This window comes from Bradyrhizobium genomosp. III, from assembly GCF_000261705.1.
GTDB classification, from domain to species: domain Bacteria; phylum Pseudomonadota; class Alphaproteobacteria; order Rhizobiales; family Xanthobacteraceae; genus Bradyrhizobium; species Bradyrhizobium ottawaense.
In genome coordinates this window covers 1-24,758 of the sequence record NZ_AJQF01000276.1, presented here as the reverse complement: position 1 = coordinate 24,758, position 24,758 = coordinate 1, and the positions used below count along the sequence as shown (strand labels likewise).

Genomic DNA, 24,758 nt, shown 5'->3' with positions numbered 1-24,758 from the left:
GATGGCCGGGACAAGCCCGGCCATGACGGTGCGGCACGTCAGTATGCAACACCTCAAAGCAGCACTACTTCCCCAAACGCTCCACCTTGTCCTTTTCCTTCTGGTTCATCTCGCGAACCTTGGGATCCGGGTTGTGTTGTCCGGTGGTCTGGGTGGTCGAGGGAGGCGGGGCGTTGGCGTTGGGCAGCGAGTTCTGGTCCGGCGTGTTGGGGCGCGTCGCGGTAGTCGGTGGCGTCGTGTTGCTCTGGGCGAATGCGCCGGAGGCGGTCACAAGAAAGGCGCCCGACAGCAACGAGACTGCGAGCGCCTTTGAGATATTTGTCATCGATCTGCTCCTGTCAGATCGATGGAAACGGCGCGAGACCGCTTGTGTTCCGTCTCGCGCCTCTGTTCCGTCTCACGCCTCCAGTTGCTTGCCGATCGGAAGCGAGCGGATGCGTTTTCCGGTCGCCGCGAAGATCGCATTGATCAGCGCCGGTGCGAATGGCGGAACACCGGGCTCGCCGACGCCGCTCGGCGGCGTGTCGGGTCCGGGCGGCACGATGTAGACGTTGGTCACCACCGGAGATTCATCCATCCTGACGACCTGGAAGTCGTCAAAGTTCTTCTGCTGCACCTTGCCATCCTTGAAGGTGATCTCGCCGTATTTGGCGAGGCTCAGCCCCATGATCGCCGCGCCTTCGATCTGCGAGGCGATGCGCTCGGGGTTGACATAGGTGCCGCAATCGATCGCCGTGTCGACCCGTGGCACCGTCAGCTTGCCCTTGTCGTCGACGGCGACCTCGACGATGGTCGCGATGTAGCTGACGAAGCTGCGGTGCACTGCGATGCCAAGGCCATGGCCCTTCGGTACCTTGCGTCCCCACTCACCCTTCTCGGCGACCAGTTCGACCACCTTGCGCAGGCGCGCGGTGTCGATCGGGTAGCTCTCCTGGGGCTCGCCGTAGTTCCAGAGGTCTTTCACCTCCGGTTTGACGATGCGCGGGCTTCCGATCAGCGCGAGCAGCGTCTCCTTCTGGTCGCGGCCGGTGGCTTGCGCGATCTCGCCGACCATTGATTGCACCGCGAAGGCGCGCGGGATGTTCGAGACCGAGCGGAACCAGCCGATGCGGGTGAACGCCGCGGCTTCCGGGTTCTCGCACGAGATGTTGGCGATCTCGAACGGCATGTCGACGAGGCCCATGCCGATCTCGAACGGGGCCTGGTGCACGGTCCCGGCAGCGAACGTCGAGGCGATGCTGGGGGCCACGCTGCGATGGCGCCAGGCAACAACCTTGCCGCTCTTGTCGAGGCCGGCCTCGATCCGCTCGACCGAGACGGTATGCAGGAAGCCGTTATGGATGTCGTCCTCGCGCGTCCACTGCACCTTCACCGGTGCGCCGAGCTCTTTCGAGAGCAGCGCGGCCTCGAGCGCAAAGTCGCATTTCGACTTGCGCCCGAATCCGCCGCCGAGCAGCGTGACGTTGACCGTGACGTTGGCCTCGGGAATGCCGAGCGTCTTGGCGACGTCCTCGCGGGTGCCGCCGGGGCTCTGCACCGGCGCCCAGATCTCGGCCTTGTCGCCCTTGACGTCGGCGACCGCCACCGGCGTCTCCATGCTGACATGAGCAAGATGCGGGACGTAGTACTCGCCGACGATCACCTTGTCGGCGCCCTTCAGGGCAGCGTCCGCATCGCCCTCCTTGCGCAGGACGAGGCCGGGCTTGCGCGAGGCCTCCTCGAGCTCCTTGCGGTAGGCGACGGAGTCGTATTTGCCATTGGCGCCGTCGTCCCAGACCAGCTTCAGCGCGTCGCGGCCCTTGATCGCCGCGCCGGTGTTGCGGGCGATCACCGCGACGCCGCCGAGCGGCTGGAATTTGGACGGCCACGGCCAGCCTTGAACCTTCAGCACCTTCTCGACGCCGGCGACCTTCAGCGCCGCATCGGGGTCGAACGAGACCAGCTTGCCGCCGGTTACCGGCGGGCGGGCGATCACGGCATATTTCATGCCCGGCAGCCGCACATCGGCGCCGTAAATCGCCTTGCCGGTGGTGATGTCGTGGAGATCGACGATGCCGACCTGGCCCTTGCCGAGATACCGGAAATCCCGGGGATCTTTCAGCTTGAGGCCTTCGATGGCAGGCACCGATTCCTTGGCGGCGTCGGCGGCGAGTTCGCCGAAACCGAGCTTGCGGCCGCTGGCGCTGTGGACGACCTCGTGATTGACGGCCTTGACCTCGGTCGCCGGCACGCCCCAGCGCTTCGCCGCGGCCTGCTCCAGCATGGTGCGGGCGGAGGCGCCGATCTGGCGCATCGGGATCAGGTAATGCCGCGTGCTGCGCGAGCCGTCGGTGTCCTGGTTGCCGAACTTGACCTCGTCGCCATGGGCCTGCTGCACCTTGACCCTGGACCAGTCGGCCTCCATCTCCTCGGCCACGATCAGCGGCAGGGAGGTGCGGACGCCGGTGCCCATTTCCGAACGGTGACCCACGATGGTCACGATGCCGTCGGGCGCGACCGAAACGAACACGCGCGGATCCACCACGACGCCGTGTGGCATCTTTCCGGCGCCGGTCTCGTAGGCCAATGCCTGGCGCGACATCACGGGTGCGGCGAGCACGAAGCCGCCGGTGATGCCGAGCCCTTTCAGGATGCTGCGGCGCGAGACCTTCTCGATCTTGATGTTCTTTTCGAAGCCACGGAGCTTGCCGGGATTGTCGATGAAATTCATGTCACACCCCCGTCGATGCGAGATGGACCGCGTTCTCGATGCGCTGGTAGCAGCCGCAGCGGCAGATGTTGCCCGACATCGACGCGCGGATCTGGTCGTGCGACGGCTTTGGATTGTCCATCAGAAGCGCCGCGGCCTGCATGATCTGACCGGCCTGGCAGAAGCCGCATTGGGGCACGTTGACCTGGCGCCACGCCTTCTGCACCGGGTGATCACCGGTCGGGTGCAGGCCCTCGATTGTGGTGACCTCGCGTCCGGCGACGTCGTTGACCGACGTGATACAGGCGCGCACGGCCTGCTTGTCGACGATGACGGTGCAGGCGCCGCACAGGGCCTGGCCGCAGCCGTACTTGCTGCCGGTCAGCCCGGCTTCGTCACGCAGGAACCAGAGTAGCGGGAGATCCGGGTCGCCGTCCCAGCTCTGTTCCTGGCCGTTGATCTTCACCTTGATCATGATCGTCCCTCGCTCTTCATAAGCATGCCAAATTCAAAACTCGTCGACGCCGGTCGGCGCCGGTTCGTGCCTAGTCGCGCCACAGCCCGCCGTCGTCCCGCGCGGGCAAATCCCGGAGGGAGGCAGGAACGCCGATGGCGATGTCTGGATGTGCTCGATACCTCCCGTTTTTGTTCTTAATTGATTGAACGTTGTGCGGCATCGTGACGACGCGATCGTAGCAGAGGTCGCGCCGGCCCGGCGTTCACAGCCGGGTGTTCTCACCTGGAAAAGATTGCATCGACGGTTTGTCAAAAGCAGGGCGCGTCATCGCGCCGCGTGGACCGGGCGTTCGCAAACAGGCGTTGCGATGAAAAAAGCTTCGTCCGCCAGAAAGACTGCGCGGACGAAGCAAGGTGCCTCAGTCGAGGGAGGGAGAAACGCAGGGGCCGGGAACTTCAAGACGGAAGTTGGCGGCGCTGCGCAGTCATTCAGAGACCAGGACTGAGGGAGCCAATCACGCTCGCATACGCGTAGCTTGCAGGGGCGGCGGCATCGCCGCGACTGTCCCGGAGCCGGGCCCGTCCGGCTCGCTGGCACTGATCGAGGCCAGCGAGCGGATAGGGCATCGTGAACGTCCGACCGCCTTGCTCAGGCGGCCTTGTTCAGGCCGCTTTGGCTTTGGCGACGTGGGTCGCGATCGCGTCCATCAGCGCTGGTGACAGGCAATCATAGGGCTCGAGCCCGATTTCCTTCAGCCGCGAACGGATGCCCGCCATCTGCTCCGGCTTCACGCCCGCTTCGATCACCGAGGAGACGAAGGCGGCGAATTGCGGCGCCTGCGAGCCCTGCTCCTGGAACAGCTCGGGATGAATGAAGTCGAGACCGTAGAACGGGTGGCCCTTGTTCTCGATGCGGCCGTACATGTGGGTGCCGCACGCCTTGCAGGCGTAGCGCTGGATCACTGCGGAGGGATCGACGATCTGGAGCTTGTCACCGTTCTCGAGCACGGTGACGTTCTGGCGCGGCACCACGGCGACGACGGAGAACGTCGCGCCCTGCGGCTTCCAGCATTTGGTGCAGCCGCAGGCGTGATTGTGGGCGACGTCGCCCTTGATGCCGACCTTGACCTGATGGTCCTTGCATTTGCAGGCCAGCGTGCCGCCGGCAAAGCTGCCGCTGCCCTGTTTGAGGCCGTTGTCGATCGATGGATGGAGTGCAACAGTCATGGGTCGATCCTCCTTGGGGTGACGCTTTCGAGCTAGTAGACGACGACTGAACGGATGGATTTGCCCTCGTGCATGAGGTCGAAGCCCTTGTTGATCTCTTCGAGCTTGAGCACGTGGGTGATCATCGGATCGATCTGGATCTTTCCGTTCATGTACCAGTCGACGATCTTCGGCACGTCGGTGCGGCCGCGGGCGCCGCCGAAGGCCGTGCCGCGCCAGTTGCGCCCGGTGACGAGCTGGAACGGGCGGGTGGCGATCTCCTTGCCGGATTCGGCAACGCCGATGATGATCGAGGTGCCCCAGCCGCGATGGCAGGCTTCCAGTGCCTGGCGCATCACCGTGGTGTTGCCGGTGCAATCGAAAGTGTAGTCGGCGCCGCCATCGGTGAGGCCGACGAGGTGCTGGACGATGTCGCCGGTGATCTTCTTGGGGTTGACGAACTCGGTCATGCCGAACCTGCGGCCCCAATCCTCCTTGGAGTCGTTGATGTCGACGCCGATGATCTTGTCGGCGCCGGCCATCTTGGCGCCCTGGATCACATTGAGGCCGATGCCGCCGAGGCCGAACACGACTACGTTGGAGCCCGGCGTGACCTTCGCGGTGTTGACGACGGCGCCGACGCCGGTGGTGACGCCGCAGCCGATGTAGCAGCTCTTGTCGAAGGGGGCGTCCTCGCGGATCTTGGCGACCGCGATCTCCGGCAGCACGGTGAAGTTCGAGAAGGTCGAGCAGCCCATGTAGTGGTAGACCGGCTTGCCCTTGTAGGAAAAGCGGCTGGTGCCGTCGGGCATCACGCCCTTGCCTTGCGTCGCGCGGATCGCGGTGCAGAGATTGGTCTTCTGGCTGAGGCAGCTTTTGCACTGCCGGCATTCCGGCGTGTAGAGCGGGATGACGTGGTCACCCGGCTTCACCGAGGTCACGCCAGGACCGATCTCGCGGATGATGCCTGCGCCCTCATGCCCCAGGACCGACGGGAAAATTCCCTCGCTGTCGAAGCCGTCGAGCGTATAGGCGTCGGTATGGCAGATGCCCGTTGCCTTGATCTCGACCAGGACTTCGCCGGCCTTCGGTCCTTCCAGATCGAGCTCGACGATCTCGAGCGGCTTCTTGGCTTCGAAAGCGACGGCGGCACGTGTCTTCATTGGTAGCTCCTCAAATTCTCGCAAGATGCCAAGAGGTGGTCTCGGCAGCCTCGGCAACGTTCATTTATGGCCCATGCAGGCCTCTTCCGCCTTGGTGTAGGCCTCCGGTTTCTCCTCCTTCTTGGAGGGACGCTGCCGGCCCCATGCTTCGGTGGAGCGGGCGCGCAGATAGACGTACAGATCGTCCATGTAGCAGGCGACGTTCGGATTATCGCCGAAGGCGGGCATGACGTTCTCCTGCGCGGTCGAGATGTTCTTGCGACCGGAGGCGACGACGCCGAGGAAGTCGCCATAGCTCATGGTCTTCACGGAATCCTTGAGCGCCGGCGCGTAGGTGGAGCCCATGCCGTCAGGCCCATGGCAGACGTGGCAGTCGGAGTGATAGCGGCGGTATCCGGAATAGGTGAACCAGTCCACGGTGCCGTCGGAAATCTTGTAGGTCGGAGTGCCGTCCTTATCGAGCCACTTTCCGTCGTCTTCCTTCTTCACGGCGGTCGGATCGCCCGGACCGTCCGCGACCGCAATTCCTCCGGACGCAACCAAGATCATCGCAGCAATGACAGAGCAGATTTTACGCAAGAGATTCATCCTCGAAGGAGCCCGGGGGAGACGAGCCGGCGCGTGGGGTTGATTCCACGCGCCGGAGCGATGCTGATGGGCCTAGTTCGGCAGCGCGAACACGGTCAGCGTACCGCCGAGTGCCGTGTAGTTGCTGAGAGCCGCGTAGCCACCGACCGCGCCGAGACCTGCGGTCGGATCGGTCAGGCCTGCCGCCAGACCGATGCCGGCCCAGCCGCCGACGCCGGAGAGCACTGCGACATACTGCTTGCCGCCGTTCTCATAGGTGGTGACGTTGCCGATGATGCCGGAGGGAGTCTTGAACTTGTAGAGCTCCTTGCCGGACTTGGCGTCGACCGCCTTCAGGTAGCCTTCGAGCGTGCCGTAGAACACCACGCCACCGGCGGTTGCGAGCGCACCCGACCAGACCGAGAACTGCTCCTTGTTCGACCAGACGATCTTGCCGGTCTTGCCGTCCCAGGCGATGAAGTTGCCCATGTGGGTTTCACCCGCCGGCGGATACATCGAGAGCGTCGCACCCACATAGGGCTGGCCCGCGGTGTAGCTCACCTTGAACGGCTCGTAGTCCATGCAGACGTGGTTGGTCGGAACGTAGAACAACTGCGTGTCCGGCGAGTAGGCTGCCGGCTGCTCGTCCTTGGTGCCGAGCGCGGCCGGGCAGATGCCCTTCACGTTGACGTCCTCGCCCGCCTTGTCGGTCGAAGCTGCGTCGAGCACCTTCGGACGGCCGTAGGTCGGCGAGTTCTTGTCCATGTCGACGCCGGAGGTCCAGTTCACCTTCGGATCGTACTTTTCGGCGACCAGCAGTTCGCCGTTGGTGCGGTCCATGGTGTAGGCGAGGCCGTTACGGTCGAAGTGCGTCAGCAGCTTGCGCGGCTGGCCGTTGATCGACTGGTCCGAGAGGATCATCTCGTTGACGCCGTCATAGTCCCATTCGTCGTGGGGCGTCATCTGATAGACCCACTTGGCGACGCCGGTATCCGGGTTACGCGCCCAGATCGTCATCGACCATTTGTTGTCGCCGGGACGCTGCTTCGGATTCCAGGTCGAGGGGTTGCCCGATCCGTAGTAGACGAGGTTCAGCTCGGGATCGTAGGAGATCCAGCCCCAGGTGGCACCGCCGCCGATCTTCCACTGATCGCCCTGCCAGGTCTTCAGGCTGGAATCCTTGCCGATCGGCTTGCCGAGCGCGGTGGTCTTGTCGTCGACCAGGAGCTGGTTGTCCGGTCCTTCCGAATATCCGCGCCATGCCAGCTTGCCGGTCTTGATATCGTAAGCCGACATATGGGCCTGGACGCCGAACTCGCCGCCGGAGATGCCGATCAGCACCTTGTCCTTGACGACCATGGGGGCCGACGTGCCGGTCTCGCCCTTGCTCGGATCGCCATTCTTGACGGTCCATGCAACTTGACCGGTCTTGACATCGAGCGCGACGAGGGTGGTGTCGGCCTGATGCAGGAAGATCTTGCCGTCGCCGAAGGCCAGGCCGCGATTGACCGTATCGCAGCACATCACCGGAATGACGTTCGGATCCTGCTTCGGCTCGTACTTCCAGACGATCTTGTTCTCGTTGGAAAGGTCAATCGCATAGACCTTGTTCGGGAACGGCGTGTGGACGTACATCATGTTGCCGATGATCAGCGGGCCGCCTTCATGGCCACGCAGCACGCCGGTCGAGAAGGTCCAGGCCACCTGGAGCTTGCCTACGTTCTGTGCGTTGATCTGGTTGAGCTTGGAATAGCGGGAATTGGCGTAGTCGCCGGTCGGCATCACCCAGTCTTTCGGGTTCTGCGACATCTTGACCAGCTCGTCATTGGCTGAGGCGCCCCCGACGGCGAGCGCCGCCGCGGAGCCAAGAAAGGTCGCCAGTAGCACCTTGCGCATAGTTATTCCTCCGTTGGTCTCGTTTATTGTTTCCGAAGCAATACTGATTCACCGGGCTTCTCGTCCGGCGTCTGCTCGTGCAGGGCGGTCACGATTGGGACCAGAAACGATGCTGTGCTGTTTCCTCCTCCTGATGAGAGCCACGGGTCCACGTGCAGGAGCGGCCCGTTCTTGTTGTTCCTGCCGCAATCCCTAACGACTTCGTCATCGGGAAACTTGCCCAAGAGAGAAGCCGGTTTGCTTCATAGCGCACGGACGCGAAGATTTTGATTTTGCAGTAGCGAATTCAGCGGCTTCCGCATCGCTTTTGCAGTGCCTTCAACGCTCAGGTTCCCCTTGACGGCGCTGCAACTAAGGCGGAGGATTAAGTTTCAAGGGTGGCAATGGAACGATGGCGCTCGTGCCAAAAGACCGCTCAAATTCGAGGTAAACGTCACGCAATCACGGCTGAGGGCTCCGGCAGCGCTGGTCGCGATTCGCGTCTCTCCGGATCAAACCAGTGGCTGGATTAATGTCCGACACCATTCACACGCTCTCGACGACCGGCATGACGCCGAAGCGCCAGATCCAGAGCTGGATCGACGGGCTGACGAGCCTGTGTGGGCATTTCGACGTCGATCCGCTGGAGGCGTCCTCGCTCGAGGGCCGCATCGACTACACCAGCGTCTCGCGCCTGAAGCTCTGCCAGATCGAAGTGAGTCAGCATCGCATTGCCCACACGCTGGCGCGCGCCAAGGCCAACGAGCATCCGTACATCAAGATTCACTTCCAGACTTACGGCGTGTCCTATTTCGAGCAAGAAGGCCGCCACATCGAGATCAACCCGGGCGACATCATCGCCTATGACGTCTCCTGCCCGCATTCGATCATCAGCCCGGCCTTCACCCGTCACGACGTCGTGATCGTGCCGAAGGCGCTGCTGCGCGACCGCGGATTCCCGTCGCAGCGGATGCCCGCCTGCAAGCTGTCGTCGAAGACAGGGACGGGGCGGATCGCCCACGATTTCGTTCATGCGACCTTCGACGAGGCGGCAAAGCTGTCGGCAAACAGCGCGGTCGGCGTCGCCGATTCGCTGATCGACCTGTTGCTGCTGCCGCTGCGCGAAGCCGACACGATGTTCGACCGTGTCGGGCCGGAAGCGATGTATGTGCGCGCGCAGTTCTTCATCCGCGAGCACCTGCGCGACCCGGATCTGTGCATCGACCAGATCTCGACCGAGCTCGGCTGCTCGAAGCGCTATCTGCATATGCTGTTCTCGGAGCGCGGCACCACGGTGAGCGACTACATCTGGCAGGCGCGCCTGCAGAACTGCCGCCAGGAGCTCGAGGCCCACGCCGGCAAGACCATCACCGACGTCGCGTTCTCCTGGGGCTTCTCCAGCTCATCGCATTTCAGCCGGGTGTTCCGGAAATATTTCGGCGTGGTGCCGTCCTCGATCCACAAGGCGCAGCAGGCCACCGCGAGTTCGGGCGAGCATTAAAGCGCGATGCGACTTTTCCGGATCATGCTTTAGGCGGGCGCCGAGGCAGCTCCGGCGGTTGCAGTGCCGCTCACGCAGCAATTGCCGATCAAGCAGCCGTCGAAATGTAGGGAATGCTGGCCAGCAGCGCGGCAAGCAGGACCGCGTTGCACAGCATCCCGCTCCAATGCAGCCGTCGCAGCCGACGGGGGGCCTCGGTGTCGCCGGCATCGCCGGCGCTGAGCTGATTGTCCATCCGCGCCATGAACCGGCGGCGGCCGCCGATCGCCCGAGCTGCAAGCAGGCCGACGACCGTCGCGAAGACGAGCTGGCCAGCGAGCAGGAAGGCCACGGTCCCGATAATCCCGGCTGCGCCCATCACCAGGAAATGGGCATTGAACATTCCGCGCAGCAACAGTGCGACGGGCCGGACATCGAGCTTCACCAGCAGAAAGGCGGGCGAAGCCAGCGTGAAATAACCCATCGGAAAGAGCAGGATGATCATGGCGGCCACGGCGAGCGAATCCGGCGTCATGCGATCGGCCTTTCTAGCTCGTGCGGTTGCTATCCTTCGACAGCGACGCACAATCATAGCGGGAAAATGCCGTTCCGACACTAGGCTTTGGTCTACGGGCCGTGCACGCCGTGCCAGGCCTCAAGCCGGCTCGAGGCCGAGAGACTTCGCGCTCTCGATCCAGATCGGCAGTTCGCGCTGATACAGGGCGTTGCTCTCCTTGAAGCCGATTGCGGGTTCGAGCACGAAGGTCGTGAGAACTTCCTTCACTTTCGGATCGTTGTTGGCGGCAACGCAGAGCTCCGCCAGGCGGTCGACGACCGCTTGCGGCGTCGCCTTCGGCACGGCCCAACCGGAGAAGCCGCTCACGGTGAAGAATTTCGAGGTCGCGCCCTGCTCCGGAAGGGTCTTGATAGCAGGGATCGCGTCGACCTTCTTCGAATGCACCGCGAACACGGTGCCGCGGTCGCTTTGCAGGACCGACTGCGCCGCCGTGTAGCTGCCCATCGCGGCATCCAGCGTGCCTTCGAGCATCCCCGTCCACATCGGGGCCTCGCCGCGGTAATGGACCGGCTCGATGGACAGGCCATACTGCTTGTTGAGCTCGTTGATCGTCATGTGCGGGGCCGAGCCCGCGCTATAGGTGCCGAAATTCACCTTGCCGCTCTTGCGTGCGAACGCGACGAAATCCTCCAGCGTCTTGACGCCGGTCTTGGGGTTCGCGACCAGCAACAGGCCGGCGCCCGGAATGACGCTGACGAGCGCCAAATCCTTGTCCATGTCGTAGCCGGGATTCTTCATCACCACCCGGTTCATGATGTAGGTGGTCGAGATCGAGCACAGCATGGTGTGGCCGTCGGGCTCGGCGCGAGCGACCTCGGCCGTGCCGATCGCGCCGGAGGCGCCGGGCTTGTTCTCGACGACGACGGTCTTGCCGACCTGCTTTGAGATGAACTCACCGTAGGCGCGCGCGAGCAGGTCGGTCTGCCCGCCGGCGGGATAGCTGCAAATCATGCGAATCTGCCGCGACGGCCACGCGGCTTGCGCCGAGGCGCCGCGCATGACGAAGGGCATCGCAAGTGCGGTGGTACCGGCGGCGACGAAGTGGCGGCGATCGAATTTGGCGGTCATGATTCCCTCCTGATTTTGGCCGAACCTACTGCATCAGGCTGGCGCCGCCATGGCCGGCGAGCGAGACAGATTGGCGCATTCCGTCGGACAGAGTGGGGCATGGTGGGCGCGGCGTTGTGCCCCGGACGCAGCGCAGTGCTCCTTCAGCGGTGCGCTGCTGAGCCGGGTCCCATGCCTCGACCGCAAGCTATGCCGCATGGGTCCCGGCTCTGCGCCGCAACGCTGAGGGGCGTTGCAGCGCGTCCGGGACACCAAAGCCTTTCCAATCACCGCTGAATGATCTTCATCCAGACATCGCCCAGGATCGCAGGCTCGCGCGGTGGCAGGTAGGTGAGCCCAGCCTGCTTGCCGAATTCTGCGATCTTGCCTTCGGCCGCGAGCTCCGTCAGCGCCTTGTTGACGGCGTCGATCAGCGCGCCATCGCTGGCCAGTCCGACATAGCCGCGATTGGCGCCGATCGGATAATAGTATCCGGACGCCGTGATCGCCGTGTCCGGATGCGCGGCGCGATGGGCGTCGAAGCGGCCGAGGTCGATCAGCGTCGCGTCATGGTCGCCGCGCTGGAGTGCGCCCAGCAGATCGTCGCGGCCGGGGACGAGATGGGTGATGTTGTCGATCAGCCGTCCCTTGTCGAAGGTCATCAGGATGGCGTCGCCGAGCGAGCCGCTTTCGATGACGAGACGAAGGCCTGCGAGATCGCCGATGTCGCCGATCTTGCGCCCGCTTGCCTTCGGCCCGAGCACAACCGTCATCGGCGAATAGACGTAAGGCTGGCTCGGCGCGAGCACGCCGAGTGCGACGCGGCGCCGCCGATCGTCGCGCGTGGCCCCGGCGAAGTCAGGCAACCGCGCCGTCTTCATCCCGGGGGCGACGAGCGAATCCTGCGTCAGCGCGTAGCCGCCGACGAGCGAGCAGCGGCGATCCGAGAGCAACGCGTTGGCCTCGAGCTGGGGGCTCGAATCCTCGTCCAGCTTGCTCTCGAACCACTGGATCGTCAGCTTCCGTCCGAGCCGCTCAGCCATTGCCTGCGCAAGCAGCACGTCGAAGCCGGCATCCGGCTTGCCGCGGTGGTGCATCGAGAACGGCGGCCGGTCCTCGTCGAGACAGATCTTCAGGGGATCGTCGGCCGCAACAGCGACCGACGCCATCGTCGAAAGAACGGCCGCAATGCTCCATGCAGCACGCCGGCCCCTCATGGCTTCCTCCGGCTGGAGATGAAGGCCCAGAGGGAGCCGATCTCCTCGTCGTTGAGGATATCGCCCCACGGCGGCATCTTGTTGTTCTTGCCGTTCTTCACCGTGGTGAAGAAGCGGGTCTTGTCGTCGGGGATGGCACGCAGGTCCGGCGTGATCGTGCCGGAGTTCATCAGATTGGGGCCATGGCAGTGCGAGCATTTCGAAGCATAGGTCGACTTGCCGTGGTCGATCTGTGCCTGCATGGGATTGCCGGTTGCGTCGTCCGCGGCGCGAACGGTCGCCGCAAGCGCGACCGTCAGCCCCGCGACGGCGGCGAGGACCGCCGCCGTCCTGTGAGATGGCTTTCTCAGCATCATGCCGTGGATTATTACTGCTTGACCGCAAAGACCCACAGCGAGCCGCCGGGCGGCACGTTGGCAAGCCGCTCGTCGCCGGAGAACAGCGAGTAGACGCCGCCATAGCCGCTGGTCACCGCGACATACTGCACGCCATCCTGCTGCCAGGTCACCGGCTGGCCCTCGATGCCGGACCCGGTCTGGAACTGCCAGAGCTTCTTGCCGGTGTCGGCATCGAAGGCCTCGAACTCGCCGGTTAGGGCACCCGAGAACACGACGCCGCCCGCGGTCGACAGCACGCCCGAGAAGCGTGGAATGTCGCTCGGCGCTTCCCATTTCGACTTGCCGGTCATGGGATCGATCGCCTTGAGATGACCGCGCGGCCCGTCGCCGTACTCCCAGAGGTCGGTCAGGTCCATCCCGAGATACCATTCACCCTGCTTGAAGGTGACGGGCTCCGTCTTGTACCTGCCACCGAAGGCGAGCGTGTTGGCATAGGCAAGGCCGGTCTGCGGGTTGAAGGACATCGGCTCCCAGTTCTTGCCGCCGAGGATCGACGGATAGACCGTGACCTTCTTGCCCTCGCGCGCGTCCTTAGACACGTCGGTCTCGATCGGACGTCCCGTCTTCATGTCGATGCCGGTCGCCCAGTTGACCTTCACGTAAGGATTGGCCGCGAGCAGCTTGCCGTTGGTGCGGTCGAGCACGTAGAAGAAGCCGTTGCGGTTGGCGTCCATCAGCACCTTGGTCGGCTTGCCCTCGACATTCATGTCGGCGAGGACCATCTCGGCCACGCTGTCATAGTCGAACGGGTTGTTCGGCGAGAACTGGTAGTGCCACTTGATCTTGCCGGTCTTGGGATCCATCGCCAGCACGGAGCAGGTGTAGAGATTGTCGCCGGGACGCACCGCCGAGTTGAACGGGCCGGGATTGCCGATGCCCCAATAGATCGTGTTCAGCTCGGGGTCATAAGACCCCGTGATCCAGGTCGAGCCGCCGCCGAGCTTCCAGGTATCGCCCTTCCAGGTATCGCCGCCGGGCTCTTCCGGCGAGGGGATCGAATGGGTGCGCCAGAGATGCTTGCCCGTCGCGGGATCCCAGCCGTCGATGAATCCCCTGGTGCCGAACTCGGCGCCGGAGATGCCGGTGATGACGACGCCGTCGGCAACCAGCGGCGCCACCGTCATCGAATAGCCTTCCTTGATGTCGGCCGCCTTCTGCCGCCACAGCTCCTTGCCGTTCTTGGCGTCGAGCGCGATCACGTTGGCGTCGAGCGTGGTGCGAAACACCTTGCCGTCATAGAGCGCCGCACCGCGGTTGATGATGCCGCAGCAGACGATGCGCGGCGTCTCGGCGGGATATTCGACCTTGGTCTTCCAGATCTGCTTGCCGGTCTTGGCGTCGACCGCCATGGTCGCGTTGTGCGAGGTCACGTAGATCACGCCCTGGTACACCAGCGGTTGCGATTCCTCGCTGCGATCGTCGTTGAAAGAGTAATTCCAGACCGGGACGAGGTTCTTGACGCTGTCCTTGTTGATCTGGTTCAGCGTCGAGAAGCGCTGCAGATTGTAGCCCATCCCGTAATTGAGAACGTTCGATGTATCAGTCGCGCCCTTGACCAGTTGCTCGGTGGTCTGTGCGCTTGCACAAGTCGATGCAAGCATGACGAGGCTCGCAGCCATCGCAAAGCGTTTCATCCGTTCCTCCCAATATGCGCGCCTTTTGACGCTGCGGGAGCAACACTCCGTCGGAAACCAAAACGCGTCAATACGAAAGTCGTAAGTGTCGTGTCGATATCGTTGAACAGGCGCCGGTCACCTTACGGAAACCTGACGGCCGTAGACTTCCACTTGCGTGGAGACGCTGAAAAAATTCCGCAACGCGAAGCAGCTTCGGCGTAGGTTGTCGGGGCGGAAGCCAGGTTCCCCGGGGTTGTCGCGCGCGCAAGTTGCAGTTACGGACTTGAACCTGGGACTGCTTGTGGATTTATGTCGTCGTGTCCCCGCCCGAATCGGGGCTCTTCATCTGGAGGTCTTGATGATTTCGCGTCGCTCAGTTGCACTTGCGCTCACCATTGCATTGTTGTCCGGTCCGGCGTGGTCGGCCTCCGGCAACGCGGTCAAGTTGTTCGACACCGACAATGACGGCACGCTCGATCTCGCCGAGGTGAAGAAGGCGGCCGCCGCAACGTTCGCAAAGCTCGATCCCGATCATGACGGCACGCTCGATGCGCGCGAATTGCGCGGACGGTTGACGGCGAAAGAGCTCGCCGCGGCCGATCCCGATCGTGACGGGACCCTGACGCTCGACGAATATCTGTCCGTGGTCGAGCAGCGCTTCAACGCGGCCAATCCCGACAAGGACGGAACGCTGGATGCGAAGGAGCTGAACTCGCGCGCCGGCCGCGCGCTGCTGCGATTGTTGCGGTGAGCGGTGCAATCGGAACAGTCGTGACGCGGTGGCGTTTGGGAGCATTTCCGCTCCGAAACTCGGAACATCAGGCTGCTCGGCCTGTTCTCTTCGCGACGTCCTGCTCGGCGCCGGGGCAGCGCCGCGGGAGAAGAGGAGATGCAGATGAACACGAAACGTTCCGTTCTTGCTGCCTGCGCGATCCTGGCGTTGAGCGCCGGCGTCGCGGTCGCCGGCCCGTGCAACACGGGCAGCGCCAGCACTGACAAGGATGCCGGTTCTGGTCCCGTGACGGTGGGCGCAGCGCAGTCGCCCTCGTCCAGTTCAGCGGGCGACACCAGCCAGCATCCGCCGACCAGCACGATGAACCGTGCAAGTGGCGAAACGCCGGCTTCATCCGAAGATGCGCAGCGGCAGATGCAGAGCCAGCCGACGGCGGCTCAGCGGGCCGAAGGTGCCAAGCCGGACGCCGCAATGGCCGACAAGGGCTGCTGACGGCGACGTGCCATTCGTGTCGATTCGACGTGCGGTGCGTCGCACAAGACGGTGTCTCGCAGGTCGTGCTTGACCAAGAGGGAACTGGCTTTGTCCGAGAGAGAAACGCAGCCGCGAAGAATCGACACGGACGCGCTCGGCAGGCGAATCGAGGCTTGAACTGCAACTGACGCAGCCCTAGGTTTTGCGCCGCGCGATGTCGCGCTCAATACCTTGGGGAGACCCCGAATGGCTTGGAAAGCTCCGAAGATCGTGGAAGTGCCGGTCGGCATGGAAATCAACATGTACGCCTGCGCTGCGCGCAAGTAAGACTGACGACCTGCCGCGGCTTTGACGGTGAACGCCGTCGAAGCCGTGGCAGTGTCGGATCCCGAGCCGGCATCATTGTGCTTCTTGCCACCGACGCGATGATACGCCTGCGATGATACGCCTGCGATGATACGCCTGCGCAGGCTGCAATCATCTTCTTTCAAAATCTAGACCACGCTCTTGCTGCAGTGTGTTACGCTGATGGCCGGTCAGCGCTGCTGCCGCATCAAAGCGGCGCGCGCCTTCGGGGTACGGGGATGCGCGGCGGAGCTCGCAGATTTCTGATGGTGATTGCCTGCGCGGTCGCGCTGATACCGACGCATGGGCACGCCGAGGAGGGCTTCGATACCGAGCACATCTTCGGCTTCATGATCGGCACCGATGTCGGCAATCCCGGCGAGCGCGAATTCCAGAGCCAGACGACGGGGCGCTTCGGCAAGGGCGGCGGCACCTATCGCGCTCTTGAGAAAGAGGTCGAGATCGAGATCGTGCCGCTGCCGAACTTCCGCATCGAGGTCGGCGCCGCCGCCAGCTTGCACGATATCACCGGCGTCCCCGACATCGACGACCGCCGTCAGATCAACTTCCAGGGCGCCTCGCTCGACCTGCGTTATCGCCTGCTCGACCGCGAGCGCGCGCCGTTCGGCCTCACCATCGCCGCCGAGCTCCACGGCGACCGCATCGACGAGACCAGCGGCGCGAAGGGGCGGATGTACGGCACGGAATTCACCCTCGCCATCGACCGCGAGCTCATCCCGAACTTTGCCATCGGCGCCCTCAACCTGATCTATCAACCGGAATGGGCGCGCTTCGAGGTGGCGGGGCAGTCCGAGAAGAGTTCGACGATCGGTGCGGCGTTCGCCGGCCTGGTGCGCGTGCGGCCCAACATGCTGCTCGGCGGGGAGCTGCGCTACTTCCGGCAATATGAAGGCATCGGCCTCGGCGAGTTTTCAGGCCAGGCCCTGTTCGTCGGCCCGACCGCCTATTTCCAGCTCTCCGAGCGCTCGCGGCTGACCTTGAGCTGGAGCATGCAGGCCTGGGGCCGGCCGGCCGGAGCGGGCGGCAATCTCGACCTCGTCAATTTCGAGCGCCACCAGGCCCGGATGGTGTTCGGCGTCAATTTTTAGCAGAGAGCGTCGTCATGCCCGGGCTTTGCCTTGCCTGGGAGCCCGGGAAGAGCCAGTTCCCGCCCCATTTCTCGCCCGGATCTGAAACTTCCGCTTCCGTGGTACGTAACCTTTCGTGCTAATCTTGACCGCCACTTGCGAGAGGATCCCGGCATGAACCCGATTGACCTGGTGGTGACTGTGTGTGCGGTGCTCTCGCCTGCGACCTGCGAGGAACAGCATTTGATGTTCAACTATGGTGGGTCGCCGCGGCAATGCGCGATGGCCGCGCCCCCCTATATCGCGCAATGGGTCGGCGACCATCCGAAATGGCAGGCGGTGCGGTGGCGCTGCGAATATCCGCACCCGAACGACAAGGCGTGAGGCGTCTCGCTACTTGCTGCAGTCCTTCAGATCCTTGTCGGCGATCGAGAACACCGCATCCGCCCTGATCTCGATGTCGCGAACGACGCACTGCCGCGCACTGGGATAGCTGACCTTGGCGTCGTAGCGGCCCGGCTCGACGCCGGTGATGCGCAGCCGCTCGTCGTGGTCGACCTCCTTGTCCTTGTCGTTCAAGCACTGGTTCGGGCCCCAGTCGGTCTTGCCGGCGGGCGAGAGCTGGAAGCCGGAGATCGTCTCCGTCGTCAGGTTCCAGAGCCTAATGCCCTTGCCCTTGGCCTGCGCGGCGGCTTCGCCGGCAAGCGTCAACGACGCGATCAAAGCTAGAACCCAACGCATCAGCCAGTCCTCCCAAAGGCGGGCCATCATTCCCTGATCAGGCGCTCGCGGTTCTTTGCCTTGTCGAAATTTTTGGCGCGGTCAAGGCCGTTCAGTGCAATCAGCTTCGCCGAGACGAGATCGGCGCCGTCGAAATCGGCGTCGATGACGATCGCGCCCGTCAGATCGGCTCCGCCGAGTTGGGCGTTTTTCAGTGATGCGCCGCTCAGATCGGCGCTCCTGAGGACTGCGAATTCGAGGTCGACGCGCGACAAATCGGCGTTGCGCGCGTTCAGCCGTTCCAGATTGGCGGATCTCAGCACCGCGCGCATCAGCCCCATCGACTGGTTGCGCATATCGGCGCCCAGATTCGCGTCCGCGATCGAAGCGCCGACCAGGCTTGCGCCGGTGAGATCGGCAGCGATGCGCGCTCCCGACAGGTTCGCGCCGTCGAGACGCGCGCGGGCCATTTGCGAGGCGAACAGATTGGCGCCCTTCAGGCTTGCGCCGGTAAGATCCGCATCCAGCAGCCACGCCTGATCGAGGATTGCACGGTCAAGCCTGGCGTCTCGGAGTATTGTCTTGTTGAGCCGCGCGGCGCGGAAGACCGCGTTGGACAGGTCCAGCCCCGAGAGATCGAGGCCCGACAGGCGTTTGCCGGTGAAATCGGCAGGCTGCGCGGTGCTCGCTTTGGCCAGCACGGCCTCGACCTCTGGCCTGGTCATTTCGGACGAGACCATCGCGGGGGAGGTGAGGTCGACGTCGCGCATCATGTCCTGCGCGCCCGCCGTCATCGTGACGAGTGCAAGACCAAGCGTTGCCAGCGTTGAGAGGGCGACCGTCCGCGTCATCATCGACTCCGCCGCCGGACCAGTCTAGCACGTCCGCCAGGCGACCGGCTATGAGACATCTCGCTCAGTGCGGTCGCCATGAGTTCGTTGGGCGAGGCCGGCCTTGATCGCCGCAATCTCGGCTTCGCCGCGTCTGTCGCGCGGGATGCCGATAGGCACCTCGGCCACGATACGCGCGGGGCGCGGCGACAAGAAGAACAGGCGGTCGCCGAGCCGAACCGCGTCATCGAGACTGTGGGTGACAAGCAGCGTCATCACCGGACGGCTGGCCACCAGCGTCGCGATCTCGTCGCGCAAGCGGCCGGCGAGCGCGTTGTCGAGCGAGGCGAGGGGCTCGTCGAGCACGAGGAGATCGGGCTCGACTGCGAAAGCGCGGGCGAGCGCGACGCGCCGGGCAAGGCCGAGCGACAACTCGCCGGGAAAGTGGCTGCGATGCGCTTCCAGCTCCAGAATCCTGAACAGTTCGGACAGCTTCGCCTCGGTCACGTCGGGCGCCGCCAGCCGCACATTCTGCTCGACCGAACGCCACGGCAGCAGCCGCGGCTCCTGAAACACCATGCCGATCCGCGCCTGCGGTGGACGCGCAACGTGGCCCCTGAAATCGCTATCGAGCCCCAGGATGATGCGCAGCATCGTGCTCTTGCCGCAACCGGAGGGACCGATGAGCACGCCGACCTCGCCGGATTGAAGCGCGAATTTGAGCGGCGCCAGCACCTCGTGCGTTCCGCCCGCGGCACTCCTGAACGTCTTGCCTGTGATCTCGAGCTCAAGCCGCACGGGGGCGCCACCTGTTTGCGCGGGCTTCGAACGGCTGCACCAGCAAGGTCTCGATGACGAGCACGACCGCGGCAAAGGTCAGCGAATAGGCGAGCAGCCGCGGCGTGTCGAACAGCTGGAAAGCGACGCCGATCTCGAAGCCGACGCCGTTCGGACGTCCCAAGAGCTCGGCGACCAGCACGATCTTCCACACCAGCGACAGTCCGGAACGGGCCGAGGCTGCGATGTAAGGCGCAAGCTGAGGCAGCACGACATGGCGGAACGCGCGCCAGCGCGGCATCGCGAACACGCTCGCCATCTCGTCGAGCGCGCGGTCGAGCGCGCGGGTGCCCTCGCGCAGGGTGACGACCGCGGTCGGCAGCTTGTTGATGGCGATCGCCGCGATCGCGGCGGCCTCGGTCAGGCCGGCCCAGATATAGGCCAGCACGATCACGACCAGCGCGGGCAAATTGAGTAGCAGGATCAACCAGGGATCGCCGAGCTTATCCGCGAGCCTGACCCGTCCCATCAGGTAGCCGATGGCGCTGCCGAGCGACATCGCCAGCACGAAGGCGAGGGTCACGCGCGCCAGCGTGGCGCCGAGATGCAGGAACAGCGCGCCAGATGAGGCTTCCGCGATCATCACCTCGAGCACGGCCGGCGGGGAGGGCAGCTTCGCGCCGCCGACGAACAGCGCGGCAATCCACCAGATCGCGAGAAACAGGGCGAACGACAGAAGACGCAGCACCTCAATCTCCGGGGACCGCGTGATAGAACGTGCCCGGATCGAGCTCGGCCGCCGGGCCGACGAGGTCGCGGCCGCCGATCTCGGCCAGCACGCGGTAAAGCACGCGCGCGTCTTTCTCCTCGTCGTCGATGCTCCGGCGCGGAATACCGTCGCGATAGCGGTCGCGATAGGTCTTGAGCATGGCTGCGTCGGACGTGCCGGTGAGCGGCGCGATCTTGTCCCAGGCTGCATCCGAGGTCACCAGCAGCTGCTTGGCCTTGCGCGTCATCGCGATGAATCGCGCCACGGCGTCGCGATGGCTCGCGGCCCAATTCTCGTCGAAGACATAGCCGACGGCGGAGACCGCGCCTTTGGCACCGAGCTTCGGCAGAATGTCCTCGATGCCGGCGAGGCGGCGAAATCCCTTGGCCTCGAGCTGGGCACAGAAATTCCAGAAATTGAGGCTCGCCTCCATCTCGCCGTCGAGCGCCTTGGCGGCGATCAGGGGCGGGGCGCCGTAGGCGATGGTCGCCTCCGACTTCAGGTCGATGCCGTCCTGCTTCATGCTCGCCTGGAGCAGCAGCCAGCTCTTGTCGATCGCCCCGCCGGCGACCGCGAGCTTGCGCCCCTTCAGGTCGGCGAGCGTCTTGATCGGAGAGGATGCGGGTACCATCACTGCGCCGAGCGCGCTGGAATAGGGATAGAAGGTGAGCTTGGCACCGAGCGCGCGCTCGCGCGACACCCACAGCCAGTCTGACAGGATGATGTCGGCGCTGCCTGCGCGCATCGCGATCTTGCCGGCCTCGGTGCTCGCGAGCTCGGTGACCTCGAGCGAAAGGCCCGCCTCCTTGTCGAGGCCGCTCGCGCGGATCGCGGCCAGCTCCCAGGAGAATGTTCCGGTTTTCTGCACCGCAAGGCGGATCGAATCCGCGGCGCGGCCGGGTGCGGCCAGCGATAGCGCCAGCGTCGTCGCGAGCGCCAATATTCGACCAAGTGCCCTTATCACGCCAAGTGCTCTCATCACCTTGTGAGCCGTTTCCTCTGATAGAGTGCTTTTCAGGACAATACGCATAGCATAGCTTTGCTCGCAACCCGCGGGAGGATGCGCATGAAACTGGCCGGACAGCTACGACCGATTGTCGCCGCATTGACGGTGCTGGCGGCGACCGCGTGCGTGGCGCGGGCCGAGGAGGCCAATGATTATCCGACGTCGGCGCGCGCGGAGTACGTCTATGGCTGCATGAAGGCCAATGGCGAGAGTCGGCAGTCGATCGAGCAATGTTCCTGCTCGATCGACGTGGTCGCCTCGATCGTCACCTATGAGCGCTACGTGACCGCCGAGACCGCGCTCAGCATGTCCCAGGTCCGCGGCAATCTCGGCGTCCAGTTCCGCACCTCCGAGCAGGCGAACACGGCAGTGAACGATTTGCGGCGGGCGCAGGCGGAAGCCGAGGTGAGGTGTTTCTAGCTATAGCCGCGGAAACGGTGCAATCCCTTCTCCCCTTGTGGGAGAAGGTGGCGCGGAGCGCCGGATGAGGGGTATCTCACCGCGCGCTCATCTGAGGAGAAAGACCCCTCACCCGTCTCGCCGCTATGCGGCGAGCCACCCTCTCCCACAAGGGGAGAGGGGAATTAGCATAAGCGGTGCTAGCTACGTCCCCGGCTTCTCCACATCCCACTCATTCCGGAACACGTGCCCATCCGTGTCCTTTGCTTCCGCGCGGAAACGCTTGGCGCCGTTGGAGACATAGGTGAAGCGCAGATTGGGATCTTCCGAGATCGAGATGCCGCCTTCCATCGACAGCACCGGGCTGTCGTCCTGCGTCAGCTTCAGCTGGTTGACGAAGAAGGCGGGAATGTAGAGCTGCGTGACCTGGTCCATCTGAAGGCCGGAATTGTTGGGATGGCCGATCATGATCTGCGCTTCGCGGATGCGGCTCGCGGGCGCTTCCTCGCGCGCGAATTGCCTGTAGCGCATCTGGCCGAGCCGGTTTTGCGCCTCCTCGGCGTTCTTTCCTGCCGGCGCCGAGCAGCCGCCGGAGGCTTTCACATAGACTTTCGAGACATAGAGCTGGCCATCGCTGAGCTCGGCCACCGCGTGCACATCGGTGTAATTGTTGACACGCACGCGCGTCGAGATCTCGGTGACATTGGCGTCGGAGCCGAGCTCGAACTTCGCCGCCATCGGCGCCGGGTTACGGTCGATCACGAGCGTGATCGAACGGATACGGCGACTGTCTGCGGGCGACAGCTTGCTGCGCAGGGTCACCGGCACGATCGCCGCGTCCTCTGCGCGATACGGCATCTCGATGCCGATCACGCCGCTGCCGTCGTTCATCGCACGGCTATTGAAGATGTCCTGCACCAGGCCCGGCCAGGGATCGTCGGCCTCTTCAGCCTGCGCCGGCACGGCGAAGGCGATGCCGAGCAGTGCAGCGATCAAGGGCAGGTGGCGTGTCCATCGGGTCATGGTCATGATCCTCCGAGTCAGCGAAGCTGATCTCGTTCCGGAGTCAGCGAAGCCGATCTCCTGCGCCTATCGTAGCGCGCCTGCTACTCCCATTCAATTTCCGAAAATGCTGCAGTTGCGTTCCGGGCGTTGTAATCGCCGAATAACTGCCAGCGCGGCCGCTCTTCCGCAGCCGCCTTGTCGGCCGCGGCTCGGATCGGCTCGCCATTCTTGTTCAGCGCGCGCACGTCGGATAGCAGCGTTGACAAGTAACGCCGCTCATCGGCCAGCGCGGCAGGCCAGTCGCTCACGGGGCCGTGACCGGGAACGACGCGTTGCGCCGGGATGGTCTCCAATTCCTTCAACGTGTCGAGCCAGCCGCGGATGCTGCCGTCCATGACCGGAATGTGGCGGAGAAAGACGAGGTCGCCCGCGAACAAGGTTTTTGTCGCCTCGTCGTACACGGTGACGTCGCTGTCGCTGTGCCCGGTCCGCCAGGCGCGCAAGATGAGGCGGCGCGACCCGAGATCGAGCGTCATCGTGTCCGAAACCAAGAGGGTCGGGGCAATGATCTTCACGGGATCGATCAACGCGCTGCCCATGATGCGGCGAAAATTGTCGAGATAGTAGGGGCCGCGCGTCGCGAGCGCCTGCGGCAGCTTGCTGTGACCGACGAAGCTGGTGCCACCGGCGGCGAAGGCCGCGTTGCCGAAGACATGGTCGGGATGGCCGTGGGTGTTGATGACATAGCGAATCGGCTTGGGCGTGCGAGCCCGCACGGCGGCCAGCAGGGCCTCGCCTTCGCGGAGGCTGCCGCCGGTGTCGATGACGGCCACCGCATCATCGCCGACGATGAAGCCGACATTGGCAATGTCACCCTCGTTCTCGCGGGTCATCAGGGCAATGGCCCCGGAGTGTACGAAGATTCCCGCTGCGACTTCGCTCACAGGCAATTCGGCCGCCCCGGCCCGTGCTAGCGTTACGATCCCCAGCAGGGACAAGGCTGCGATCACTCGAGCGATACGAGACACTTTTCCGCCTCAGTTCAAAGGGTTGCTGCATTGCACTGCAACAAAGCAAAGCCAGCGAAGTCTGGCAAAAGATGGCGCGTCATGCGTTGCATGGATAGCATTCAAACAAAACGAGGAGGAAGCGCGATGACGGAGGCCGGACGACATCGTCGCTGGTTGTTTTCACTGGGGGTCCTGGTTGCGTCCTGTGCGTTCGGCGATGTCGCCATCGCGCAGACCAATGACAGCGGCGACCTCTCGTTCGAGCTGGTCGACCCGAACGTGCTGCGCGTCTGCGCCGATCCGCGCAATCTGCCGTTCTCGAACGAGAAGGGCGAGGGGTTCGAGAACAAGCTGGCCGAGCTGTTTGCCGAGAAGCTCAAGAAGAAACTCGACTACGTCTTCTTCCCGCAGGCCACCGGCTTCGTGCGGATGACGCTGGGCGCGCATCGCTGCGATGTCATCATGGGTTTTCCGCAAGGCGATGACGTCGTGCAGGGCACCAATCCCTATTACCGCACGTCGTACGCGCTGGTCGCCAAGGCCGGCAGCGGGCTCGAGGAGGTCGATACGCTCGAGGACCCGAAGCTGAAGGGCAAGCATGTCGGCATCGTCGCCGGAACGCCGCCGGCGACCAACATGGCCATTGCCGGCCTGATGAGCGATGCAAAACCCTATCCGCTGATGATCGACACGCGCTACGACAATTCGGCGCAGGCGATGATCGACGACCTCGCCGCCGGCAAGATCGACGCCGGGGTGCTGTGGGGACCCATGGCCGGCTATTATGCGAAGAAGATCGGCTCGCTTCACGTCACGCCGCTGGTGAAGGAAACCACGGGGCCGAAGCTGGTCTATCGCATCGGCATGGGCGTGCGTCCCGCCGACCAGAACTGGAAGCGACAGCTCAACAAGCTGATCCAGGAGAACCAGGGCGAGATCAACAAGATCCTGGTCGACTTCGGTATACCGCTGCTCGACGAGAGCAATCGGCCGCTCAGCGCGGAGACGGCCAAGAAGTCGCAATGAGGCGGCCTCTTGCCGCTGCGCTCGTCGTTGCCGCGTTGGCGGTGCCGGGATCCGCGCAGCAGCAGGAGCCGTTCGAGCCCGAGGGTTATCGCGCCGACAATTATCGCGCACCGGTGCCGGCGACGCTTGCGGGCGCGCGCGTGCTCAACACGGTGGAAGCCGAAGCGATCTGGCGCGCCAGGAGCGGCGCGTTCGTCGACGTGCTGCCGCGCCCGCCGAAGCCGAAGAACCTTCCCGCAGGCACGGTATGGCGTGATGCGCCGCGCAAGAACATTCCGGGCAGCA

General features: G+C 64.1%; 27 protein-coding genes and 1 pseudogene. 9 read left to right on the top strand and 19 right to left on the bottom strand.

From position 1 onward, the window contains the following. Positions 1-64: 64 nt before the first annotated feature. The 7 genes from IC66_RS0123430 to xoxF5 form a co-directional block, all read right to left on the bottom strand. Positions 65-325 carry a hypothetical protein gene (locus IC66_RS0123430; RefSeq protein ID WP_038949221.1) on the bottom strand — a complete coding sequence of 87 codons (261 nt, stop codon included), beginning with the start codon at positions 323-325 and terminating at the stop codon, positions 65-67. Positions 326-397: 72 nt separating this feature from the next. Further along, on the bottom strand, positions 398-2,710 hold the full coding sequence (locus IC66_RS0123425) for a xanthine dehydrogenase family protein molybdopterin-binding subunit (RefSeq protein WP_038949220.1): 2,313 nt from the start codon (positions 2,708-2,710) through the stop codon (positions 398-400). Position 2,711: 1 nt separating this feature from the next. Then, a complete protein-coding gene (locus IC66_RS0123420; protein WP_038949218.1) occupies positions 2,712-3,164 on the bottom strand; it encodes a (2Fe-2S)-binding protein in 453 nt (150 codons plus the stop codon). A gap of 644 nt (positions 3,165-3,808) precedes the next feature. Then, positions 3,809-4,372 (bottom strand): S-(hydroxymethyl)glutathione synthase, encoded by a 564-nt coding sequence (gene gfa / locus IC66_RS0123415; protein ID WP_018320737.1) that lies wholly within the window; start codon positions 4,370-4,372, stop codon positions 3,809-3,811. Between the two features lie 32 nt (positions 4,373-4,404). Continuing rightward, complete coding sequence (locus IC66_RS0123410) at positions 4,405-5,514, bottom strand: S-(hydroxymethyl)glutathione dehydrogenase/class III alcohol dehydrogenase (RefSeq protein WP_018320736.1); 1,110 nt, start codon at positions 5,512-5,514, stop codon at positions 4,405-4,407. A 60-nt stretch (positions 5,515-5,574) separates the two neighbouring features. Then, on the bottom strand, positions 5,575-6,063 hold the full coding sequence (locus IC66_RS0123405; protein ID WP_028142708.1) for a c-type cytochrome, methanol metabolism-related: 489 nt from the start codon (positions 6,061-6,063) through the stop codon (positions 5,575-5,577). A gap of 111 nt (positions 6,064-6,174) precedes the next feature. Beyond that, a complete protein-coding gene (xoxF5, locus tag IC66_RS0123400) occupies positions 6,175-7,977 on the bottom strand; it encodes a lanthanide-dependent methanol dehydrogenase XoxF5 (RefSeq protein ID WP_028142707.1) in 1,803 nt (600 codons plus the stop codon). A 511-nt stretch (positions 7,978-8,488) separates the two neighbouring features. Between xoxF5 and IC66_RS0123395 the strand changes: the two genes are divergently transcribed. Beyond that, on the top strand, positions 8,489-9,457 hold the full coding sequence (locus IC66_RS0123395; protein WP_018320733.1) for a helix-turn-helix domain-containing protein: 969 nt from the start codon (positions 8,489-8,491) through the stop codon (positions 9,455-9,457). 88 nt (positions 9,458-9,545) lie between these two features. On the opposite strand, the gene IC66_RS0123390 is transcribed toward IC66_RS0123395, so the two are convergent. The 5 genes from IC66_RS0123390 to IC66_RS0123370 form a co-directional block, all read right to left on the bottom strand. Continuing rightward, positions 9,546-9,971: a hypothetical protein gene (locus IC66_RS0123390; protein ID WP_038949217.1), complete on the bottom strand. Its 426-nt coding sequence runs from the start codon at positions 9,969-9,971 to the stop codon at positions 9,546-9,548. A gap of 120 nt (positions 9,972-10,091) precedes the next feature. Continuing rightward, positions 10,092-11,081, bottom strand: coding sequence for a Bug family tripartite tricarboxylate transporter substrate binding protein (locus tag IC66_RS0123385; RefSeq protein ID WP_028142705.1), 990 nt, complete (start codon positions 11,079-11,081; stop codon positions 10,092-10,094). A 266-nt stretch (positions 11,082-11,347) separates the two neighbouring features. Continuing rightward, positions 11,348-12,277 carry a transporter substrate-binding domain-containing protein gene (locus IC66_RS0123380; protein ID WP_038949216.1) on the bottom strand — a complete coding sequence of 310 codons (930 nt, stop codon included), beginning with the start codon at positions 12,275-12,277 and terminating at the stop codon, positions 11,348-11,350. Beyond that, entirely contained in the window at positions 12,274-12,630 is a 357-nt protein-coding gene (locus IC66_RS0123375; RefSeq protein WP_038949214.1) for a c-type cytochrome, read from the bottom strand. Before IC66_RS0123375 ends, IC66_RS0123380 begins: the two co-directional genes overlap by 4 nt. A gap of 14 nt (positions 12,631-12,644) precedes the next feature. After that, positions 12,645-14,309: a methanol/ethanol family PQQ-dependent dehydrogenase gene (locus tag IC66_RS0123370; RefSeq protein ID WP_018320727.1), complete on the bottom strand. Its 1,665-nt coding sequence runs from the start codon at positions 14,307-14,309 to the stop codon at positions 12,645-12,647. A 340-nt stretch (positions 14,310-14,649) separates the two neighbouring features. Here IC66_RS0123370 and IC66_RS0123365 point away from each other — a divergent pair, with 340 nt between their 5' ends. The 5 genes from IC66_RS0123365 to IC66_RS0123345 all read left to right on the top strand — a co-directional run bounded on the left by IC66_RS0123365 (position 14,650) and on the right by IC66_RS0123345 (position 17,315). After that, on the top strand, positions 14,650-15,042 hold the full coding sequence (locus tag IC66_RS0123365) for an EF-hand domain-containing protein (protein ID WP_028142702.1): 393 nt from the start codon (positions 14,650-14,652) through the stop codon (positions 15,040-15,042). Positions 15,043-15,186: 144 nt separating this feature from the next. Continuing rightward, positions 15,187-15,516 (top strand): hypothetical protein, encoded by a 330-nt coding sequence (locus tag IC66_RS0123360; protein WP_244429147.1) that lies wholly within the window; start codon positions 15,187-15,189, stop codon positions 15,514-15,516. Between the two features lie 228 nt (positions 15,517-15,744). Beyond that, positions 15,745-15,825 carry a pyrroloquinoline quinone precursor peptide PqqA gene (gene pqqA / locus IC66_RS42635; RefSeq protein ID WP_012029362.1) on the top strand — a complete coding sequence of 27 codons (81 nt, stop codon included), beginning with the start codon at positions 15,745-15,747 and terminating at the stop codon, positions 15,823-15,825. Between the two features lie 284 nt (positions 15,826-16,109). Continuing rightward, entirely contained in the window at positions 16,110-16,952 is an 843-nt protein-coding gene (locus tag IC66_RS0123350; RefSeq protein WP_244429146.1) for a hypothetical protein, read from the top strand. 153 nt (positions 16,953-17,105) lie between these two features. Further along, on the top strand, positions 17,106-17,315 hold the full coding sequence (locus IC66_RS0123345; protein WP_018320724.1) for a hypothetical protein: 210 nt from the start codon (positions 17,106-17,108) through the stop codon (positions 17,313-17,315). 9 nt (positions 17,316-17,324) lie between these two features. Here IC66_RS0123345 and IC66_RS0123340 read toward each other — a convergent pair whose 3' ends face one another. Genes IC66_RS0123340 through IC66_RS0123320 form a run of 5 tightly spaced genes read right to left on the bottom strand, consistent with a single transcriptional unit; the run spans position 17,325 to position 21,006 of the window. Then, positions 17,325-17,672 (bottom strand): hypothetical protein, encoded by a 348-nt coding sequence (locus IC66_RS0123340; RefSeq protein WP_028142699.1) that lies wholly within the window; start codon positions 17,670-17,672, stop codon positions 17,325-17,327. A 26-nt stretch (positions 17,673-17,698) separates the two neighbouring features. After that, positions 17,699-18,502: a pentapeptide repeat-containing protein gene (locus IC66_RS0123335; RefSeq protein ID WP_038949213.1), complete on the bottom strand. Its 804-nt coding sequence runs from the start codon at positions 18,500-18,502 to the stop codon at positions 17,699-17,701. 48 nt (positions 18,503-18,550) lie between these two features. Further along, positions 18,551-19,279, bottom strand: a complete 729-nt coding sequence (locus IC66_RS0123330; protein WP_038949212.1) for an ABC transporter ATP-binding protein — start codon at positions 19,277-19,279, stop codon at positions 18,551-18,553. After that, the gene (locus IC66_RS0123325; protein WP_038949211.1) at positions 19,269-20,006 is read right to left on the bottom strand and encodes an ABC transporter permease; all 738 of its coding nucleotides are present in this window, start codon (positions 20,004-20,006) and stop codon (positions 19,269-19,271) included. Before IC66_RS0123325 ends, IC66_RS0123330 begins: the two co-directional genes overlap by 11 nt. A gap of 1 nt (position 20,007) precedes the next feature. After that, positions 20,008-21,006: an ABC transporter substrate-binding protein gene (locus IC66_RS0123320; protein ID WP_049806606.1), complete on the bottom strand. Its 999-nt coding sequence runs from the start codon at positions 21,004-21,006 to the stop codon at positions 20,008-20,010. An 87-nt stretch (positions 21,007-21,093) separates the two neighbouring features. On the opposite strand from IC66_RS0123320, the gene IC66_RS0123315 reads away from it, so the two are divergent. Further along, on the top strand, positions 21,094-21,453 hold the full coding sequence (locus tag IC66_RS0123315) for a hypothetical protein (protein ID WP_026202407.1): 360 nt from the start codon (positions 21,094-21,096) through the stop codon (positions 21,451-21,453). Positions 21,454-21,636: 183 nt separating this feature from the next. Here IC66_RS0123315 and IC66_RS0123310 read toward each other — a convergent pair whose 3' ends face one another. Together IC66_RS0123310 and IC66_RS0123305 are read right to left on the bottom strand one after the other, a co-directional pair. Then, a complete protein-coding gene (locus IC66_RS0123310; RefSeq protein WP_028142694.1) occupies positions 21,637-22,455 on the bottom strand; it encodes a quinoprotein dehydrogenase-associated SoxYZ-like carrier in 819 nt (272 codons plus the stop codon). Positions 22,456-22,538: 83 nt separating this feature from the next. Beyond that, the gene (locus IC66_RS0123305) at positions 22,539-23,465 is read right to left on the bottom strand and encodes a quinoprotein relay system zinc metallohydrolase 2 (protein WP_028142693.1); all 927 of its coding nucleotides are present in this window, start codon (positions 23,463-23,465) and stop codon (positions 22,539-22,541) included. 126 nt (positions 23,466-23,591) lie between these two features. Between IC66_RS0123305 and IC66_RS0123300 the strand changes: the two genes are divergently transcribed. Further along, complete coding sequence (locus tag IC66_RS0123300) at positions 23,592-24,473, top strand: substrate-binding domain-containing protein (RefSeq protein ID WP_028142692.1); 882 nt, start codon at positions 23,592-23,594, stop codon at positions 24,471-24,473. Next, a pseudogene (locus IC66_RS0123295) lies at positions 24,470-24,758 on the top strand (PQQ-dependent catabolism-associated CXXCW motif protein); the annotation flags it as partial. The gene IC66_RS0123300 and the pseudogene IC66_RS0123295, both read left to right, overlap by 4 nt.

Bases quoted from the DNA above. Each gene is read 5' to 3' on its own strand.
- IC66_RS0123425 (WP_038949220.1), bottom strand. From the start codon at position 2,710: ATGAATTTCATCGACAATCCCGGCAAGCTCCGTGGCTTCGAAAAGAAC.
- IC66_RS0123350 (WP_244429146.1), top strand. From the start codon at position 16,110: ATGGTGATTGCCTGCGCGGTCGCGCTGATACCGACGCATGGGCACGCC.
- IC66_RS0123335 (WP_038949213.1), bottom strand. From the start codon at position 18,502: ATGACGCGGACGGTCGCCCTCTCAACGCTGGCAACGCTTGGTCTTGCA.
- IC66_RS0123410 (WP_018320736.1), bottom strand. From the start codon at position 5,514: ATGAAGACACGTGCCGCCGTCGCTTTCGAAGCCAAGAAGCCGCTCGAG.
- IC66_RS0123310 (WP_028142694.1), bottom strand. From the start codon at position 22,455: ATGACCCGATGGACACGCCACCTGCCCTTGATCGCTGCACTGCTCGGC.
- IC66_RS0123340 (WP_028142699.1), bottom strand. From the start codon at position 17,672: ATGCGTTGGGTTCTAGCTTTGATCGCGTCGTTGACGCTTGCCGGCGAA.
- IC66_RS0123300 (WP_028142692.1), top strand. From the start codon at position 23,592: ATGACGGAGGCCGGACGACATCGTCGCTGGTTGTTTTCACTGGGGGTC.
- IC66_RS0123385 (WP_028142705.1), bottom strand. From the start codon at position 11,081: ATGACCGCCAAATTCGATCGCCGCCACTTCGTCGCCGCCGGTACCACC.
- IC66_RS0123360 (WP_244429147.1), top strand. From the start codon at position 15,187: ATGAACACGAAACGTTCCGTTCTTGCTGCCTGCGCGATCCTGGCGTTG.
- IC66_RS0123365 (WP_028142702.1), top strand. From the start codon at position 14,650: ATGATTTCGCGTCGCTCAGTTGCACTTGCGCTCACCATTGCATTGTTG.
- IC66_RS0123420 (WP_038949218.1), bottom strand. From the start codon at position 3,164: ATGATCAAGGTGAAGATCAACGGCCAGGAACAGAGCTGGGACGGCGAC.
- gfa (WP_018320737.1), bottom strand. From the start codon at position 4,372: ATGACTGTTGCACTCCATCCATCGATCGACAACGGCCTCAAACAGGGC.
- IC66_RS0123320 (WP_049806606.1), bottom strand. From the start codon at position 21,006: ATGAGAGCACTTGGCGTGATAAGGGCACTTGGTCGAATATTGGCGCTC.
- xoxF5 (WP_028142707.1), bottom strand. From the start codon at position 7,977: ATGCGCAAGGTGCTACTGGCGACCTTTCTTGGCTCCGCGGCGGCGCTC.
- pqqA (WP_012029362.1), top strand. From the start codon at position 15,745: ATGGCTTGGAAAGCTCCGAAGATCGTGGAAGTGCCGGTCGGCATGGAA.
- IC66_RS0123375 (WP_038949214.1), bottom strand. From the start codon at position 12,630: ATGCTGAGAAAGCCATCTCACAGGACGGCGGCGGTCCTCGCCGCCGTC.
- IC66_RS0123345 (WP_018320724.1), top strand. From the start codon at position 17,106: ATGAACCCGATTGACCTGGTGGTGACTGTGTGTGCGGTGCTCTCGCCT.
- IC66_RS0123380 (WP_038949216.1), bottom strand. From the start codon at position 12,277: ATGAGGGGCCGGCGTGCTGCATGGAGCATTGCGGCCGTTCTTTCGACG.
- IC66_RS0123430 (WP_038949221.1), bottom strand. From the start codon at position 325: ATGACAAATATCTCAAAGGCGCTCGCAGTCTCGTTGCTGTCGGGCGCC.
- IC66_RS0123395 (WP_018320733.1), top strand. From the start codon at position 8,489: ATGTCCGACACCATTCACACGCTCTCGACGACCGGCATGACGCCGAAG.
- IC66_RS0123315 (WP_026202407.1), top strand. From the start codon at position 21,094: ATGAAACTGGCCGGACAGCTACGACCGATTGTCGCCGCATTGACGGTG.
- IC66_RS0123405 (WP_028142708.1), bottom strand. From the start codon at position 6,063: ATGATCTTGGTTGCGTCCGGAGGAATTGCGGTCGCGGACGGTCCGGGC.
- IC66_RS0123370 (WP_018320727.1), bottom strand. From the start codon at position 14,309: ATGAAACGCTTTGCGATGGCTGCGAGCCTCGTCATGCTTGCATCGACT.
- IC66_RS0123390 (WP_038949217.1), bottom strand. From the start codon at position 9,971: ATGACGCCGGATTCGCTCGCCGTGGCCGCCATGATCATCCTGCTCTTT.